We start from the raw sequence: 16,252 nt of genomic DNA, 5'->3' as shown, positions 1-16,252 counted from the left end.
AGCGGCTGCGCGCGAAGTCGGCTGAGGCGGTTAGTGCTATGTTTTTAAACATTGCACTCATCGTACGCTTCGGTTAGAGTTCGAGCACGGGCCCGCTACCCGCCACCCAGGCCACAGCGAGAGAGGTTCTCCGATGCAGCCACCGCAGCCCAGGGCGCCACGGCAATACCCCCAACCACCGGCCGGGCCACCGCCCACCTCCGGGCCCTGTCACGAACCACCCACCCGGCCGCTGCCGCGCCCCTTCCCCATGGGGAGGCCGCACCCGCCCCTGCCCCACCCTCGGCAGCAACTCCGTCCCGGTGAGAACTTCTGGGCGCCAACCACCTTCGCCCCACACGGCCCGCGGTCCGCGGCGCGCAGACGTCTGCCGCTCTACCTGGGCGCAGGGATCACCGTGGCCGCCGCGGCGGTCGCCATCCCGGGATTGTTGGCGCCGGGCTTTTTCGTCACCAAGCAACTCGACGTCGCCGCCGTGCAGGCCGGTGTCGCGCACGTGCTGTCCGACCCGGCGGGTTACGGCGCGAGGAACGTCGGCGACGTCTCCTGCAACGACGGCCAAAACCCCACCGTGACCAAGGGTGGCAGCTTTACCTGCCAGGCAACCATCGACCACCTCAAACATCAGTTCGTGGTCACCTTCACCGACGACACGGGTAGCTATCAAGTCAGCGCCGCGAAGGGAACGAAGATCTGATCCTCGCCTCCGAGGATCCACCGGCGCGGGCGCGCGAGGTCGTTGCGTGCGCTACGGCGTCTCGCTGCTACCGCCGCCGTCCCAGGTGCCCGGCATCATGGGAATCCGTGGGCCGGCGCCGAACTCGTCACCTGCCAGTGTGGTGAGACCCGTCGCCACGGCGGGCGCCTCCCGGCGCGCCGTACCGGCGAACCCCAGCTTCCCGGCGCCGCTCCCCGATGCGGCCGACGGCGCCTCGTCACCGGGCGCACGCCAATCCGGGTCCACGTCGACGTTCATATCCGCGAACTCGTCGCCGTAGTCGCGCTGGATCGCCCGCCTGCGCCGGCGCGCCCTGGCCTGCCCTCGCGCTGCCGCGGCCGCGGCGGCGGCGGCGCTATCCGGTTCGGGCGCTTTCCTTTTGGCGCTCGAGCTGGCGCCGGCGCCCATCCCCGAACCAGACCCGATGCCCGGCGGGGCCACGACATAGGGCGGTGCGAAACCGGCCGCGTGCGGTGGCGGAGGCGCGGGCGGCCCGGAGGCGGCGACGGTGGTCGCGGTCGGAGCGGGCGCGGACGCCGGCACCGAGGCCGGGGCCGGGGCCGGCGCGACGGTGGTCGGCGCCATCGCGACGGCCGGCATCGCGCCGGGCGGTGGGGCGGGCGCGGGTGCCGGCGCCGGTACGACCGCGGGCTGGGGTATGCCGGCCAGCCCGGCCAACCCGGCGAACGCGCCGACGGCGCCCAGCGGAGCGGCCGCGAGCAGAACCGCGGGGGCCAATAGCTCGGGCTGGCTGGTCAAGATCTCGAGGATGTGGGTCGGCCAGTCGAACAGCATGAGTTGGACGATGTACTGGAAGGCCAGGGCCGGGTTGTGCACCAGGTAGTAGCCGAACTGCTGAAAATCCTCGAGCAACTCCAGCGCTCGAACGACCCAGAAGATCGGTTCTCCCGCATTGGTGTACGCGTCGTAGGGCAGCCCGTTGACGGTGCCCTCGGCCGGGTCCCAGTTGATGCCGAGGTTCTTCAGGATATTCGCGATGAAGTCGTCGAGCGGATTGTCGATCGTGGGGTCGTGCAGATCGTTCCCCGAGCCTTGGCCGGTGGCAGTGGATTTCACGATCTGCGGCGCCGGATCGGTCTGCGGTGTCGCCGCGACGGCCGCGGTCGAGACCGCCTGGTAGGTGGTCATGGTGCCGGCCGCCTGCACCCACATCCGGGCGTAGTCCGCCTCGTTGACCGCGATCGGAACCGTGTTGATGCCGAAAAAGTTCGTCGCCACCAACGCGCCGTGGACGGCGTGGTTGGCGGCGAGTTCCGGCAGCGTCGGCATGGCCGCCAACGCCGCGGTGTAGGCGACCGCGGCGCTCTCGTGTTCGGCGGCCGCCACCGCGCTGTCCGCGCTGGCGCTCGTCAGCCACGCGAGATAGGGCGCATGCGCGGCCACATACGACTCCGCGCTGGGCCCCTCCCACGATCCGGCCTGCGCCGCGGCCAACACACCGCTGAGTTGCGCTGCGGCCGAGGCGTATTCGGTGCTCAGTTGGGACCATGCCGCGGCCGCCGCCAGCAGCGACGCCGGACCAGGGCCGCTACTGAGCAACGCGGAATGCACCTCGGGTGGCGAGGCCATCCAGATCGGCGCCGTCATAGGTACTCCTCGGGCTGGAGGGCTTACCAGGCAGAGGAGAGCTTAATGAATATGATTGTCGTTATCAACACGGCGGCCGATTCGGCCCTCGCACTAGACCAACGGGCGCCCCGTCCTGATCCGGCGGTCGACGTCGGCCAGCAGAACGTTGAACGGGAACTGCCGAATGAACCGCGGCAGGCGCCGGTTCACCAGGGCAAGCGCCGCCATGAGCCGGTCGAAGCGCCGTTGCTTGGCGGCGTCCCAGGGCAGGCGCATCTCGTCGCGGAACCGCTGCGGCAGGAATCCCGTGGTGATCAGCAACGCCAGGCTGTCGCAGGCGCGTTGCAGCGGGCGCGGAAGCGCCAGCCCAGGGATGCGGCTGGCGGCGATGGGATAGAGGTACTCGCGGACGGCGTCGTCGATGTGGACCTTGGCCAGCGACTCCTGCCAGTACCGGTCGAACGCCGCCCGGTCCGCGGGCCACATCTGTGGCGGCACCTGCAGGGTGGTCGCCAGCGCCATGCCCTCGCGGTAATGGCGGTCGGCGTCCTCGCCGTCCAGCTCGCCGATGAACATGCGGTAGATGTCGACCCCGCCCTTGTACAGGCACGCTCCGACCCACAGCTGCAGCTCGGGGTCAAAGGCGTTGTATTGCACCGGGCTTTCCGGGGTCGAGTAGACCTGGGCGTGCGCGCGGTTCACCGCCCTGCGGAAGGCCTCCTTCTGGGCGTCGCTGCCGTTGGTCGCCACGGCCAGGTAGGTGAAGGTGGTGCGCGCGCGCTTGATCGGATGCAGGTCGACGCGGCCACTCTCGACGCGGCTCTCCATGACGCCGTAGCCGACACCGGGGCGCGCCAACTGCATGATGACGTTCGCCGGGCCGGCCAACAACGCGACGCCCATCAGCCCCTCGTCGATGCCGAGCGCCCGCCGGCTCCGCCGCGCGGGGGATCGCCGGGGCGGGTCGGCGATCGCGCGCTCGACATGCCGTGCCGGTTCGTGAACAGCGCCGTGTATCGCCATGGTCAAACCCTCCCGCGGCACCGCCCGCCAATCTGCGAACGCGTGTTTCCTGATATTGTCGCGGCGCCGCGCCGGTGTCAAGATGGTTCGCATGAGCGAGACCTCGAGCGCGCGGCCGTATCGCGGCGTCGAGGCCGCGCAGCGACTGGCCACGCGCCGCAGCCGGCTTCTGGCCGCGGGCCTCGACATACTCGGCGCCCAGCGACAGAGCGTCTCGGCGGTCACCGTCCGCGGCGTGTGCCGCCAGGCCGGGCTGGCGGCCCGCTACTTCTACGAAAGCTTCGCCGACAAAGACGAATTCGTCGCTTCGGTGTTCGACTGGGTGGTCGCCCAGCTGGCCGCCACCACACAGGCCGCGGTGGCGACGGTGCCGGCGCCCGAGCAGACCCGTGCGGGCATGGCCAACATCGTGCACACCATCGCCGACGACGCCCGCCTCGGGCGCCTGCTGTTCAGCACGCAGCTGGCCGACCCGGTGATCGTGCGCAAGCGCGCCGAATCCAGTGCGCTGTTCGCCATGCTGTCGGGCCGGCACGTCGGAGACGCGCTAAGGGTTCCGGAAAACGACCGCATCAAGGCCGCGGCACACTTCGTGGTCGGCGGCGTCGGCCAGACCATCAGCGCCTGGCTCGCCGGTGACGTGCGACTGGAACCGGACCAGCTCGTCGATCACCTGGCCGCCCTGCTCGACGAGCTCGCCAAGCCCAGCCTGTACCGGCTCACGGAGACGGCCGCGGAGCCGCGTTCGGACGCGTGACGCGCGGGCTCACACCGGGCACACGGTGCGCCACCCCGTGCCGGCGGTGAGCGAGAACTCGCTCAATGCGGTCGAAATCTGTTGGCGCAAATCGATATCCGAGTTGTGGCGACCCAGCTCGTAGGCGAGGAACGAGACGAAGACCCGGCCGTGCACTCGTCCCGACAACAACGCCAGCCCGCCATTGGTGCGGTACATCGTCGCGGCGGTCACGCCCGGGTACACGGTCCTCATGGCGAAATGGTCGGCGTCGGTGCCGTCCGGCCGGTTGACGGCGGGATCCAGCGTCCCGAGGTTGGACGACGCGACGGTGATCGCACTGCCGGTGACCACGCCGATGAGTCGCCGCATGACGCGCCGCGGAATGAAGGGAACCAGCGGCAGCAACGCCCAGCGCTCGTCGGGCTCGTCCCGGTGGCGCGTCAGGGCTTCCTTGATCCGGGCGCGGATCTCGCGCAGGTCGGCCGTCGCGGGCGCGGGGTCGACCGCGATGTCGACGTTGATCGCGGCGTTGGCACGGGTGTCGCCCGGGGTGCGCTCGTTGACGGGCATCCCCACGTTGACCGTGCCGTCGGTGGCGACCCGCCCCACTCGTCGGGCAAGGTGGGCGGCCAGTCCGGCGAGCAGCGCGTTGCTGGTTCCCCCGAGCGCGGCGGCGCGCGCGTCCCACTCGTCGGCGTCGACGAACACCGTCGCCATGGGCAGCGTGATGCGTTCGTCCGGTCCGGTGGGCGGCGCGGGCCGCTTGTCGGCCGGCGACGCGGCGGTCGCGCCCCGGCGTCCGGCCAGGACCATGCGCGCCGCGGCCACCACGGCGCGGCCCACGTTCGGGGTGTCGTGCGCGACTTGGCGCGCGTCCTCGCGCAGCGCCCGCCATCGACGGCGCGACGCCGCGGGCGGCCAGTCGTGCGCATCGTCGCGGCCGCGCGCCGCGTCCGCCAGCGCCTCGCACAGCCCGACGCCGTCGGTGAGGGTGTGGGTGACCACAAAGCTCACCGCCGCGCCGCCATCGGTCAACGGGAGGACGGCGAGGTGCCACCCGGGGCCGCGCTCGGCGTCGGGACGCTTGTCCGCCTGCCGGTCCAGCCAGCCGTCGATCGCATCGCGCGGCAGCGGAGTCGCGACGACCTCCAGGTCCGACTGATCGGTGGGCACCACCCAGCGATGGCGGCCGAACGGCAGCGGGGACCTTTCGATGCGGCGACGCAATCGGCCCCGACACAGCTGGCGATGAAAGGTCCGCAGGCCGTCGATGTCGACGGCGCGGTCGTACACCCAGATGCATTGCACCACACTGGTGGTGGCGGTCGCTCGCTCGCCGAGGAAAAGCGTCTGGTCGGCCAGGTCCAGCACGTTGCTCATCTTCCCACCCCCGTTGTTCGGTGCGCCTCGGCCGCAACCACGTCGGGTTGGTCGGGGGTGGTGTCGATGACACGAGCGAACTCCCGGACCAACGCCGCCACGTAGCGCTGCACCGACTCGCGCGCTATCCCGTTGTCCGGGAAGGACATCGTCACCGTGGTTCGTTCGACGTGCCGGTTGATCCACATGTTGATCCCGCCCGCGGACAGGCTGTCGCCGTAGGTCCCGAAGTTCATCTCCGTCCACATCCCGACGAGGGGTATCTTCCGGAAGTCCAGAAACGACACCATCATCGGCAGTTGCGTGGGCAGCTTAATCCCCAGCTCGTCCGGCGTGGCCAACTCCAGCACCCGCTGGACCGGCACCGCGGCGAGGTCCTTGGCGGAGTCGAAAGACTTCTGCGCCGCCCGCGCCGCCTCGGGGAACGAGTCGCCGGCCGTCGGCACGGTGACCGGGATCAGGCTGGCGAACCATCCCACTGTCATCGCGTCGACGTCCGTGGTCCGCGTGTCGCGGGCGGTGAAGCCGAAATAGGTTTCCTTGCCGGTCAATTCGCGCTCCGCCAACGCCGTGCACGCGAGTACTCCCCCGATGAACCGGGCACCCGCCGCGCAGCAGGCGGCGTCGAAAGACTCCGTCCCCTTGGCGTCCAGCAACTCGACCGTGACCAAGTCACCCTGGCAGCTGGCCCACGTGTCGCCCAGCGGCAGCGGAAAGCTCGGCCAGTCACCTTCGGTCTCGCGCGCGAACGCAATCCAGTCCTTGATCTCGGGGGAGGACAGCGTCAGCCCGGCCACCTTCTCGCGCTGCCGCGCGGTGTAATCGCGGTAGCTTCTCAGCTCGGGGCGAGCCGGGAGCCCGCCGCCTCCAACGCCCAGTGCCAGTTCGTGATACGTCAGGTGGATGTCGAGGAAGATCAGCGCGGCGGAGACGCCGTCGATGTGCAGGTGGTCGACGCTGGCGTAGAAGGTGAAGTGGTCTGCCCCCTGGACGACACCGTATGTGAAGCAACCCCATCCGAGCGTCTCGGGTGTCGCCGTCAGGGCGTGGGTGCGCGCTTGGTCGGGGCTCATCGGCCCGAACGCCGTCGGAGCGAATTCGATGACCTCGGGGTCGGCGATCGCGCGGCGAACGATGACGCCTTCCACGATTTCGAACCAGCTGTGGTAGGTGTCCTGACCGCGGACATGGGCATTGATCGCCGCCGTCATCGCCGGGATGTCACACACGCCGGGGATGTCCCAGGCCACCACCATCAGACGGGGCAGCCTTCTGTTGAGCGCGTTACCATGGTGAGCGGTCCAGAGGTGTTGGCTCTGTTGATAACTCGGAACCAGTTCGCTCAACGGCGCGGTACGAGCCGCTTCGTGCGCCGCGGGTGTGGCCGTCCACGTGGTCAGTGGGCCGTGCGGTGGTTGCCATTCGCTGATGTTTCCGAGTGCGACCATTTCTTGATCCTCGCTCTAATACGATGCTGATCCGTTGTGCGGCAAAGGGGTACCGGAAAACCCATTCTCGAATGGCTTTTCTGCGCAGCATGAATTCAATTTCGTACCAGGGGATCTTCGCGACCATTTCGTATGTCGGACTGAACTTGCGGTTGCCGCTAGTAACCCCCCTTGTCGCTGTTGTTGGACATTAGTACAGGAACTCGGGGATGACGCGGTTTTGCGAAGATTCGCGATTCCCGCGCATTCCGGCGGTGCCGGCGGTAATCTCCTCTTCCCCGACCGGACGATCACGCCGAGCCGGCGCCGCATGACGGCTCGCCGAGCTAAATGCGTGCCGCCTCAGGGGAACAGCGGCAGCTGCCAGAGCCGCATGCCGGGGTCCAACAGCCACAGCCGCATCATGGTGAGCCGTATCAGCCGCTGCGCGCTGAAGATCAGGAACACCGCGAGCGGCACTTCGATCAGCAGCGCGGTGGTCACCGACAGCCAGAAGTCTTTGGGCCCGGCCGTCGTCAGGTCGAACCAGGCGTCGCAGATCAGCAACACCCCGGTGGTGAACGCGGCCGGGACCAGCAGTTGGCGACGCAGATACCCGAGTGCCGCAGTCGCCAGCATGAACCCGACCAGGAGAAGGTCGAAGCCCACCCACGTCACGGGCCAGTTGTGGGCAACGTAGTTCTCCGGCAACGTCACCGAGAGATATCCCAGCCAGGGAACCATCGCCATCGAGCCGCCGACCATGAGGCTCAACCGGATGCGCCGCACCCGGACCAGCAGCGCGGGATCGATCAGGTCGCTCACCGGTTGCTCCAGCCGGGAGATGAGCTGCCGTCGCTGCTCGGGGGTGAGCGCCGCGATCTGCGCGTCGGTCAGGATGCGCTCGGTCATCAGCGACCGGCGACCACCGGAGGCCGGCGGTCCGCCGCGGTCCTGGGCACGGCCTGGGCATCGCTTTGACCGAATTCCTTGACCCAGCAGGCGAATTCGAGCGTGATGCCATCCGGGTCCTGGAAGTAGAACGAGCGCACGTACACCCCTGGGTGCACCGTGGCCGACACCTGCGTCGGGCTCTCGTCGTGGTTGAGCACCGGCCCCACCCGCACGCCCTTCTCCTTGAGGCGCCGGCGGTAGGCGTCGAACTTGTCGGCCGGCACGTGGAAGGCCAGATGGTTCATGGTGCTCACGGCGCTGGTGATGTCGCCGATGCCGGGGATGGCGCCCGGCGACGAGATGCCCGGTACCCGGTCGGGGGCGTCGGCGAACCAGAAGAATGCCACGCAGTCGCCGTTACCGGCGTCGAAGAAGAAGTGCTGGCCCGCGCCCCCGGGCAGGTCGAGCGACTTGATCAACGGCATGCCCAGGGTGTTGGTGTAGAAGTCCACGGTTCGGGCCATGTCCGAGCAGACCAGGGCGACGTGATTGATCCCGCCGAGTTCGAATTCCGTGTTGGTGTTGTGCGGCTTGATCATCGCGCGGCTCCCCTCGGTCCCGGCTGCGGAAATCCTGGCCAAGATGTAATTCCGAATCTAACATCAGCTTCAGTTTTGAACGAGACGTCAATCGCCAGCAGGGCCGCCGAAATGACTCTTCACACCGGTGCCGCGGGAGTGATCCGCGAGTTCGTCGGTCTGCCGTCGCCCACCGCCGGGCGCGCCGGCGCGGGCGGGCATCCCTGCCAGGGGGTCTACCACCGCGGGGTCGGACGCAAGCCCAAGGTGGCGATGATCGCCTCCCACTACCAGATCGACTTCTCCGAGCACTACCTCGCCGACTACATGGCCACCCGCGGCGTCGGCTTCCTCGGGTGGAACACCAGGTTTCGCGGCTTCGAAAGCAGCTTCCTACTCGACCACGCACTGGTCGACATCGGCGTCGGGGTTCGCTGGCTACGGGAAGTGCAGGGAGTGCAAACCGTTGTGTTGCTTGGTAACTCGGGGGGCGGCTCGCTGATGGCCGCGTATCAGTCGCAAGCCGTGGAGCCGAACGTCACCCCGCTGGAGGGGATGCGGCCCGCGGCGGGCCTGACCGAGTTGCCCGCCGCCGACGGCTACGTGGCCACCGCCGCCCATCCGGGGCGGCCCGACGTGCTGACGGCCTGGATGGATGCCGCCGTGGTCGACGAAAACGACCCGGTCGCCACCGATGCCGACCTCGACCTGTTCAACGAGCGCAACGGCCCGCCGTACGCGCCGGAGTTCCTCACCCGCTACCGCCGCGCGCAGACCGCGCGCAACCACGCGATCACCGACTGGGCGGAGAGAGAGCTCAAACGCGTTCGCGCGGCAGGGTTTTCCGACCGCCCGTTCAGCGTCATGCGCACCTGGGCAGATCCCCGCATGGTCGACGCGAGCATCGAGCCGACCCGGCGTCAGCCGAACATGTGCTATGCCGGCCTTCCGGTCAAGGCCAACCGGTCGGCGCACGGCATTGCGGCGGCCTGCACCCTGCGCAACTGGCTCGGCATGTGGAGCCTGCGGGTGGCGCAGACCCGGGCCGAACCGCACCTGGCCCGCATCAGCTGCCCCGCCCTGGTCATCAACGCCGAGGCCGACACCGGTGTGTTTCCCTCCGACGCCCAACGGATCTTCGCCGCGCTCGCCAGCCCCGATAAGACGCAGGCGTCGGTCGACACCGATCACTACTTCACCACCCCGGGCGCCCGCGGCGAGCAGGCCGACATCATCGCCAAGTGGATCGCCAAGCGGTTTGGCTGAGTGCCCCCACCGCCCCGGTGACCGCTGTGGTCAACCAACCGACCGGTTGTTAGTTTGGAAGGTGCCTGGCCGAGACGGAACCCGAACGCATGGGAAGGCGACCAATGCCGATCGCTATCACTCCTGAGCATCAAGACCTGGCCGATTCGGTGCGGTCGCTGGTGGCGCGCGTCGCGCCGTCCGAGGCGCTGCACGCGGCCATGGAAACGCCGATCGACAATCCGCCGCCGTACTGGCAAGCGGCCGCCGACCAGGGCCTGCAGGGCCTGCATCTGGCCGAATCCGTGGGCGGGCAGGGTTTCGGGATCCTCGAGTTGGCCATCGTGCTGGCCGAGTTCGGCTACGGCGCGGTGCCCGGGCCCTTCGTGCCGTCGGCGATCGCCAGCGCCTTGATCTCCGCCAACGACCCGCACGCGAAGGTGCTGTCCGAGCTGGCGTCCGGTGCCGTCATCGCCGCCTACGCGATGGACTGCTGCGGGCTGACCGCCACCCGCCACGGTGACGCGCTGGTGCTCCGCGGCGAGGTCCGCGCGGTGCCCGCGGCGGCGCAGGCCTCCGTGCTGGTGCTCCCGGTCGCGATCGACAGCGGCGAGGAGTGGGTGGTGGTGCCCGCCGAGGAACTCGAGATCGAGCCCGTGAAAAGTCTTGACCCGCTACGCCCGGTCGCCCACGTGCGCGCCAACGCCGTCGAGATCGGCGCCGACGCCGCGCTGGGCAACCTGAGCATGGCGACCGCGCACGCGCTGATGACGACGCTGCTGTCCGCCGAGGCGATCGGCGTGGCGCGCTGGGCGACCGACACCGCGTCGCAATACGCCAAGATCCGTGAGCAGTTCGGCCGGCCGATCGGCCAGTTCCAGGCCATCAAGCACAAGTGCGCGGAGATGATCGCCGACACCGAGCGGGCCACCGCCGCGGTGTGGGACGCCGCCCGCGCCATCGACGAGGCGCGCGAAAACGATTGGGACATCACCGGTTCCCACGTGGAGTTCGCGGCCGCCGTCGCGGCGACGCTGGCACCGGCGGCCGCCCAACGGTGCGCGCAGGACTGCATCCAGGTGCATGGCGGGATCGGCTTCACCTGGGAGCACGACACGAACGTGTACTACCGCCGGGCGCTGCTGCTGGCCGCCTCCTTCGGCCGCGGTTCGGAATACCCGCAGAAGGTGGTGCACACCGCCACCAGCACCGGCCTTCGGGCGGTCGACATCGACCTCGACCCGGACACCGAGAAGCTGCGGGACGAGATCCGCGCCGAGGTCGGCGCCCTCAAGGCGTTGGAGCGCGACCAGCGCAAGGTCGCCATCGCCGAGGGCGGCTGGACGCTGCCGTATCTGCCGAAACCGTGGGGCCGCGCCGCCGGCCCGATCGAGCAGATCATCATCGCCCAGGAGTTCACCGCCGGCCGGGTCAAGCGCCCGCAGATGGGCATCGCGACGTGGATCATCCCGTCCATCGTCGCCTTCGGGACCGAGGAGCAGAAACAGCGGTTCCTGCCGCCGACCTTCCGTGGCGAGATGATCTGGTGTCAGCTGTTCTCCGAGCCGGGCGCCGGATCGGACCTGGCCGGGCTGAGCACCAAGGCGACCCGCACGGACGGTGGCTGGCGCATCACCGGCCAGAAGATCTGGACCACGGCCGCGCAGCTCTCCCACTGGGGCGCGCTGCTGGCCAGAACGGACCCGAGCGCCCCGAAACACAACGGCATCACCTACTTCCTGCTGGACATGCGCAGCGAGGGCGTCGAGGTGAAGCCGCTGCGCGAGCTCACCGGGAACGCGATGTTCAACACCGTCTACATCGACGACGTGTTCGTGCCCGATGAATGCGTGCTCGGCGAAGTGAACCGTGGGTGGGAGGTCAGCCGCAACACCCTTACCGCGGAACGGGTTTCGATCGGCAGCAGCGAGGCGAACTTCCTGGCCACGCTCGCGCAGTTCGTCGAGTTCGTTCGCGACGGGCAGTTCGACCCGGTCGCGCAACACCGGGCCGGTCAACTGATCGCGGAGGGCCAGGCCGCCAAGGTGCTGAACCTGCGCTCGACGCTGTTGACGCTGGCCGGCGGCGATGCCATGCCGTCGGCGGCCATCTCCAAGCTGCTCTCGATGCGCACCGGGCAGGGGTACGCCGAGTTCGCGGTGTCCTCGTTCGGCACTGACGCCGCCATCGGCGACACCGGCCAGCTACCCGGCAAGTGGGGCGAATACCTACTGGCGAGCCGGGCCACGACCATCTACGGAGGAACATCCGAAGTTCAGCTGAACATCATCGCCGAGCGGCTGCTCGGGCTTCCTCGCGATCCCTAACCGCCGGTTGGCGATTCGGCCCTGGAGAGGGCCATGCCGACCTGAGGGGTGGTCAGGCCGGCATGGTTTCCCCCCCATCCCGTGGGTTGGTCAGCCTACTGTGGATCGGCACGTCGAAGCTGACCAGCTACCACGGGGAGGCTGGTTCACCACCACCAGTTCCACCAGTGGCCCGGGGCCCAGAATCCGCGGTTCACCCAACCCGGACCACGGTGCCCGTTCCATCCGTGGCCTCCGCCCCATCCATGACCCCCTCCTGGACGGTCGGGAAGGATTCCGGGTCCGCCCGGCGCGCCGTGTGGACCGGCGGTGGTGAAGCTGGTGCCGGGACCTGGTACCGGGGCCGCCTGCGCAACGGGGCCGGTGCCGAACAGCAGCGCTCCGGCCACGGCTGAAGCACCGGCCGCGCCCGCGGCCGCGCCACGCAACGATCGTGCGGAGATCATCTTCGCGAGGCTCCTTCCAGACCTGATGCCGACAAAAGAAAACGTTAGCCAGAAGTTTCCCGGCAAACAACGAGACTACACCGTAATTGTGCTGTGAATTATGTAACAACTGCGTATGCAATTGGCCTGAATTTGTCCGTTTGTCGCGTTTACTGATTTCCCAATACCAGGGAAACAGCAGATACTGACCTGCCGATACAGCGCATATGAGCAGTTCAATAGGGATCTACTGAGATACTGGTTTCCACAGTCGCGTATTAACAGACCGACTGAATTGCTGATTGCTCAATATCGGCGATTCCGTCCGACGGCGAAAATATGCGCCCCCAAACCGCCAGCCTGCCAGCTACCGTCAATAATTTGCTGCTGGGACGCGCTGCCGGCGGACCCGCCGCGGCGCCGGGCGGCCGGCGGCCCGGCGACGCGACTTACGCCGTCGTCGGTGGAAGAATCAGTATTGACACACTCGAGCGCTGATTTACTGATTGGCCACTCATCGGAGGACGACCGCCACAGTGAACTTCAACCCCAGCCAGATCGGACCCCGCGCCGGAACGTTTCGGGGTCCCGCGCCGTCCGCCGCGCCGGCGGGAGACGCCGCGCCCACCGAGCGCCTCACCGGGCTCGCGCAGCAGGCCGCCCCGCGTATGGTCGGCCAGCCGGCGCCCAACCAGGCGGGACGGGTTCAGCGGACGCGGCGCACCGTCGACCTGCCGGCGGCCACCCACCGGGCCCTGGACATCTGGCAGCGGGAGGCGGCCGACCGCCTGGGAGTCGCCCGGGTGACCGGACAAGAGGTCCTCACCGCGCTCATCGACCAGCTCCTGGTCGACCCCAAGCTCGCGGCGCAGATCACCCGCGCCATCAGAGACCGGCGCTGACCCCGTCGGCGGCTAGTCGACCTCCATCTCGCGCAGCTCGCGCTTGAGGATCTTGCCCGTCGGGTTGCGCGGCAGCTCCTCGAGGAAGACCACCTCACGCGGCACCTTGTAGCGCGCCAGGTGGTCGCGGACGTAGTGCTTGATGGTGTCCTCGTCGACGTCGGAGCCGTCCTTCTTGACCACGAAGGCACGCAGCCGGTGGCCCCATTCCTTGTCCTCGACGCCGATCGCGGTCGCCTCGACCACCTCGGGGTGCCCGCTGATCAGGTCCTCGACCTCCGCGGGGAACACGTTTTCGCCGCCGGAGACGATCATCTCGTCGTCACGGCCGCTGACATAGAGCAGGCCGTGCTCGTCGAAGTAGCCGACATCGCCCGAGGACATCAGGCCGTCGATGATCTGCTTGTGGCCGCCCCCGGTGTAGCCCTCGAACGGGAAGGCGTTGCCGACGAAGATGCGCCCGACCTCGCCCTGCGGCCGCTCCTGACCGTTGTCGTCGAGGATCTTGACCTTGACGCCCTTGACCACCGGGCCAACCGTGGCCGCGTTCTTTTCCAGGTCCTGCGGCCCGGCGATGGTCGCGAACGCGATCTCGGTGGACCCGTACATGTTGTAGATGACCGGGCCCAGGTCCTTCAGCGCGCGGCTGGCCAGCTCGGCCCCCAGCTGCGAGCCCGAGATGAAGACGATCCTCAGGCTGGACAGATCCGGCTTCTTGTCCATCTTCTCGACCGCGTCGAGGATCCGCGACAGCATCACCGGCACCACCACCATGGCGGTCACCTTGTACTTCTCGATGTCCTCGAGCACCAGCGGCGGCTTGAATTTGCGCCGCAGCACCAGCGTCGAGCCCAGGAACATCGCGATGGTGCCATGCAGGAAACCCAGCGCGTGGAACATCGGCGCGGGCAGCGATGTCACCTCGTTCGCCTTGAACGGCACGTGCGACAGGATGCCCCCAATCGGTGCCAGCGTCGGCGGGGTGCTGCGGTTCGCACCCTTCGGGGTGCCGGTGGTGCCGCTGGTCAGGATGATGATCGACGAGTGCTTGCTCGCCTTCGGGGCGGGCGACTTGCTGCTGCGCTTGATCAGGTCGGCCAGGGTCTCGTCCTTGCTGCCCGACGGCTCGTCGGCGTCCGGGTTGGTGCCCAGGGCCCGCAGGAAGCCCAGTTCCGGCTCGGCCTTGCTGACCGCCTTGGTGTACTCGTCGTCGTAGATGATCAGCTTCGCGCCCTCGCGCTCCGACACCTCCTTGATCTGCGGCCCGGAGAACTCGCTGTTGAGCAGGATGATGCGGGCGCCGACCCGGGCGGCCCCGAAGTAGGCGATCAGGAACCAGCGCGTGTTGCGCGCCAGGACGGCCACCCCGTCACCCCCCTTGACGCCCATCTCGAGCAGGCCGTTCGCCACCGCGTGGGCGGCCTCGTCGAGCTCGGAGAAGGTGAACTCGCCCTCTTCGTCGATGCAGGCGGCGCGGTCGGGGTGGCGTCTGGCGTTCAGCGACGGCAGCATGCCGAACTCGCCCCACTTGTAGATGTCGTTGGCCATCGCGGCGTAGTTCTGCGGCGGTTCCAGCCGGAAGGCACCCGCTTCGAAGATCTTGCGCACGTAGTGCAATTCGGCTGAGCCGCGCTCCAGGTATTGCTGGACCTTGGCAACCGCCTGCCCGGGCAGGCCGATCAGATTAGGCATGGATCCACCCTATGTGACGTCCGTCGCATTCCGAGGGGTAAGTACCCACCGACTTACGATGATGAACATGGGTCCGGTTTCGCTGGAGGTGGCCGGGCGTCAGGTCACGATCACCCACCCGGACAAGGTGGTGTTCGAAGTCCACGGCGGCACCGGGCCGCACACCAAACTCGACCTGGTCCGCTACTACCTGTCGGTGGCCGAGGGAGCGCTGCGCGGCGTGGCCGGGCGGCCGATGATCCTCAAACGCTTCGTCAAGGGCATTTCCGAGGAGGCGGTGTTCCAGAAGCGCGCGCCCAAGAACCGGCCCGACTGGGTGGACGTCGCCGAACTGCACTACGCGCGGGGCACCTCGGCCGCGGAGGCCGTCATCCACGACGCCGCCGGCCTGGCATGGGCGGTCAACCTCGGCTGCGTCGACCTCAACCCGCACCCCGTGCTGGCCGACGACCTCGACCACCCCGACGAACTGCGGGTCGACCTCGACCCGATGCCCGGGGTCTCCTGGCGGCGGATCGTCGACGTGGCGCTGGTGGCCCGCGAGGTGCTGGAGGACTACGGCCTGACCCCGTGGCCGAAGACGTCGGGGTCGCGCGGTTTCCACATCTACGCCCGGATCGCACCCCGCTGGGAATTCCGGCAGGTGCGGCTGGCCGCCCAGACCGTGGCCCGCGAGGTCGAGCGGCGCATGCCCGACGCGGCGACCAGCCGCTGGTGGAAGGAAGAGCGCGAAGGGGTGTTCGTCGACTTCAACCAGAACGCCAAGGACCGCACGGTCGCGTCGGCGTACTCGGTGCGGGCGACGCCGGACGCCCGGGTGTCGACGCCGCTGCTGTGGGACGAGGTCACCGAGCGCCTTCCCGAGGAGTTCACCATCGGCACGGTGCCCGCCCGGTTCGCCGCCATGGGTGACCCGTGGGCGGGGATGGACGACGCGGTCGGTGAGCTCGACCGGCTGCTGGTGCTGGCCGAGGAGATGGGGCCCCCGGAGCGGGCGCCGAAGGGATCCGGCCCGGCCGGCGGCCGGCGCCGGTCGGCGATGCCGCTCATCGAGATCGCTCGCACCAAGACCAGGGACGAGGCGCTGGCCGCGCTGGACACTTGGCGTGGCCGCCACCCGGACGCCGCTCGCCTGCTGCAACCGGTCGACATCCTGGTCGACGGCATGCGCGGGCCGAGTTCGATCTGGTACCGGATCCGGATCAACCTGCAGCACGTGCCCGCCGATCAACGACCGCCGCAGGAGGAGCTGATCGCCGACTACAGCCCTTGGGACGGGTACGGGGGCAGGCAGAGGCCGTCGCGCTGAAGG

The 16,252-nt window shown here is 68.7% G+C and carries 14 protein-coding genes; 7 read left to right on the top strand and 7 right to left on the bottom strand.

What is annotated here, in order from left to right; genetic code table 11:
• Positions 1–133 precede the first annotated feature (133 nt).
• On the top strand, positions 134–697 hold the full coding sequence (locus G6N37_RS26360) for a DUF4333 domain-containing protein (protein WP_232075137.1): 564 nt from the start codon (positions 134–136) through the stop codon (positions 695–697).
• A gap of 51 nt (positions 698–748) precedes the next feature.
• Here the strand turns inward: G6N37_RS26360 and G6N37_RS21790 are convergent, their stop codons facing one another.
• Both G6N37_RS21790 and G6N37_RS21785 read right to left on the bottom strand, forming a co-directional pair.
• Positions 749–2,326, bottom strand: a complete 1,578-nt coding sequence (locus G6N37_RS21790) for a PPE family protein (protein ID WP_163683489.1) — start codon at positions 2,324–2,326, stop codon at positions 749–751.
• Positions 2,327–2,419: 93 nt separating this feature from the next.
• A complete protein-coding gene (locus tag G6N37_RS21785) occupies positions 2,420–3,331 on the bottom strand; it encodes an oxygenase MpaB family protein (RefSeq protein WP_163683488.1) in 912 nt (303 codons plus the stop codon).
• Positions 3,332–3,413: 82 nt separating this feature from the next.
• On the opposite strand from G6N37_RS21785, the gene G6N37_RS21780 reads away from it, so the two are divergent.
• Complete coding sequence (locus tag G6N37_RS21780) at positions 3,414–4,088, top strand: TetR/AcrR family transcriptional regulator (RefSeq protein WP_163683487.1); 675 nt, start codon at positions 3,414–3,416, stop codon at positions 4,086–4,088.
• Positions 4,089–4,097: 9 nt separating this feature from the next.
• Here the strand turns inward: G6N37_RS21780 and G6N37_RS21775 are convergent, their stop codons facing one another.
• From G6N37_RS21775 to G6N37_RS21760, 4 genes are all read right to left on the bottom strand, one after another.
• Complete coding sequence (locus G6N37_RS21775; protein ID WP_163683486.1) at positions 4,098–5,450, bottom strand: hypothetical protein; 1,353 nt, start codon at positions 5,448–5,450, stop codon at positions 4,098–4,100.
• On the bottom strand, positions 5,447–6,898 hold the full coding sequence (locus G6N37_RS21770) for a condensation domain-containing protein (RefSeq protein WP_163683485.1): 1,452 nt from the start codon (positions 6,896–6,898) through the stop codon (positions 5,447–5,449). The genes G6N37_RS21775 and G6N37_RS21770 overlap by 4 nt, the downstream gene beginning before the upstream one ends.
• 342 nt (positions 6,899–7,240) lie before the next feature.
• Positions 7,241–7,789 carry a hypothetical protein gene (locus G6N37_RS21765; RefSeq protein WP_163683484.1) on the bottom strand — a complete coding sequence of 183 codons (549 nt, stop codon included), beginning with the start codon at positions 7,787–7,789 and terminating at the stop codon, positions 7,241–7,243.
• Positions 7,789–8,370: a VOC family protein gene (locus G6N37_RS21760; RefSeq protein ID WP_163683483.1), complete on the bottom strand. Its 582-nt coding sequence runs from the start codon at positions 8,368–8,370 to the stop codon at positions 7,789–7,791. Before G6N37_RS21760 ends, G6N37_RS21765 begins: the two co-directional genes overlap by 1 nt.
• A 111-nt stretch (positions 8,371–8,481) precedes the next feature.
• On the opposite strand from G6N37_RS21760, the gene G6N37_RS21755 reads away from it, so the two are divergent.
• From G6N37_RS21755 to G6N37_RS21740, 4 genes are all read left to right on the top strand, one after another.
• Positions 8,482–9,615, top strand: coding sequence for an alpha/beta hydrolase (locus G6N37_RS21755; RefSeq protein ID WP_163683482.1), 1,134 nt, complete (start codon positions 8,482–8,484; stop codon positions 9,613–9,615).
• 104 nt (positions 9,616–9,719) lie between these two features.
• Positions 9,720–11,921 (top strand): acyl-CoA dehydrogenase, encoded by a 2,202-nt coding sequence (locus G6N37_RS21750; protein ID WP_163683481.1) that lies wholly within the window; start codon positions 9,720–9,722, stop codon positions 11,919–11,921.
• Positions 11,922–12,230: 309 nt separating this feature from the next.
• Positions 12,231–12,464 carry a hypothetical protein gene (locus G6N37_RS21745; protein WP_163683480.1) on the top strand — a complete coding sequence of 78 codons (234 nt, stop codon included), beginning with the start codon at positions 12,231–12,233 and terminating at the stop codon, positions 12,462–12,464.
• A gap of 418 nt (positions 12,465–12,882) precedes the next feature.
• Positions 12,883–13,248 (top strand): ATPase, encoded by a 366-nt coding sequence (locus tag G6N37_RS21740; protein ID WP_163683479.1) that lies wholly within the window; start codon positions 12,883–12,885, stop codon positions 13,246–13,248.
• Positions 13,249–13,260: 12 nt separating this feature from the next.
• Here the strand turns inward: G6N37_RS21740 and fadD2 are convergent, their stop codons facing one another.
• The gene (gene fadD2, locus G6N37_RS21735) at positions 13,261–14,940 is read right to left on the bottom strand and encodes a long-chain-fatty-acid--CoA ligase FadD2 (protein ID WP_163683478.1); all 1,680 of its coding nucleotides are present in this window, start codon (positions 14,938–14,940) and stop codon (positions 13,261–13,263) included.
• A 58-nt stretch (positions 14,941–14,998) separates the two neighbouring features.
• On the opposite strand from fadD2, the gene G6N37_RS21730 reads away from it, so the two are divergent.
• The gene (locus G6N37_RS21730) at positions 14,999–16,249 is read left to right on the top strand and encodes a DNA polymerase domain-containing protein (protein WP_372514706.1); all 1,251 of its coding nucleotides are present in this window, start codon (positions 14,999–15,001) and stop codon (positions 16,247–16,249) included.
• The last annotated feature ends 3 nt before the right edge of the window (positions 16,250–16,252 follow it).

The sequence above is a fragment of the Mycobacterium seoulense genome, from assembly GCF_010731595.1.
Lineage (GTDB): Bacteria > Actinomycetota > Actinomycetes > Mycobacteriales > Mycobacteriaceae > Mycobacterium > Mycobacterium seoulense.
This window is presented reverse-complemented; position numbering and strand designations above follow the sequence as displayed.

What these genes read in the sequence shown, in the direction of transcription:
- G6N37_RS26360 (WP_232075137.1), top strand. Translation starts at nt 134, where the DNA reads ATGCAGCCACCGCAGCCCAGGGCGCCACGGCAATACCCCCAACCACCG.
- G6N37_RS21785 (WP_163683488.1), bottom strand. Translation starts at nt 3,331, where the DNA reads ATGGCGATACACGGCGCTGTTCACGAACCGGCACGGCATGTCGAGCGC.
- G6N37_RS21750 (WP_163683481.1), top strand. Translation starts at nt 9,720, where the DNA reads ATGCCGATCGCTATCACTCCTGAGCATCAAGACCTGGCCGATTCGGTG.
- G6N37_RS21765 (WP_163683484.1), bottom strand. Translation starts at nt 7,789, where the DNA reads ATGACCGAGCGCATCCTGACCGACGCGCAGATCGCGGCGCTCACCCCC.
- G6N37_RS21780 (WP_163683487.1), top strand. Translation starts at nt 3,414, where the DNA reads ATGGTTCGCATGAGCGAGACCTCGAGCGCGCGGCCGTATCGCGGCGTC.
- fadD2 (WP_163683478.1), bottom strand. Translation starts at nt 14,940, where the DNA reads ATGCCTAATCTGATCGGCCTGCCCGGGCAGGCGGTTGCCAAGGTCCAG.
- G6N37_RS21790 (WP_163683489.1), bottom strand. Translation starts at nt 2,326, where the DNA reads ATGACGGCGCCGATCTGGATGGCCTCGCCACCCGAGGTGCATTCCGCG.
- G6N37_RS21730 (WP_372514706.1), top strand. Translation starts at nt 14,999, where the DNA reads ATGATGAACATGGGTCCGGTTTCGCTGGAGGTGGCCGGGCGTCAGGTC.
- G6N37_RS21770 (WP_163683485.1), bottom strand. Translation starts at nt 6,898, where the DNA reads ATGGTCGCACTCGGAAACATCAGCGAATGGCAACCACCGCACGGCCCA.
- G6N37_RS21760 (WP_163683483.1), bottom strand. Translation starts at nt 8,370, where the DNA reads ATGATCAAGCCGCACAACACCAACACGGAATTCGAACTCGGCGGGATC.
- G6N37_RS21755 (WP_163683482.1), top strand. Translation starts at nt 8,482, where the DNA reads ATGACTCTTCACACCGGTGCCGCGGGAGTGATCCGCGAGTTCGTCGGT.
- G6N37_RS21775 (WP_163683486.1), bottom strand. Translation starts at nt 5,450, where the DNA reads ATGAGCAACGTGCTGGACCTGGCCGACCAGACGCTTTTCCTCGGCGAG.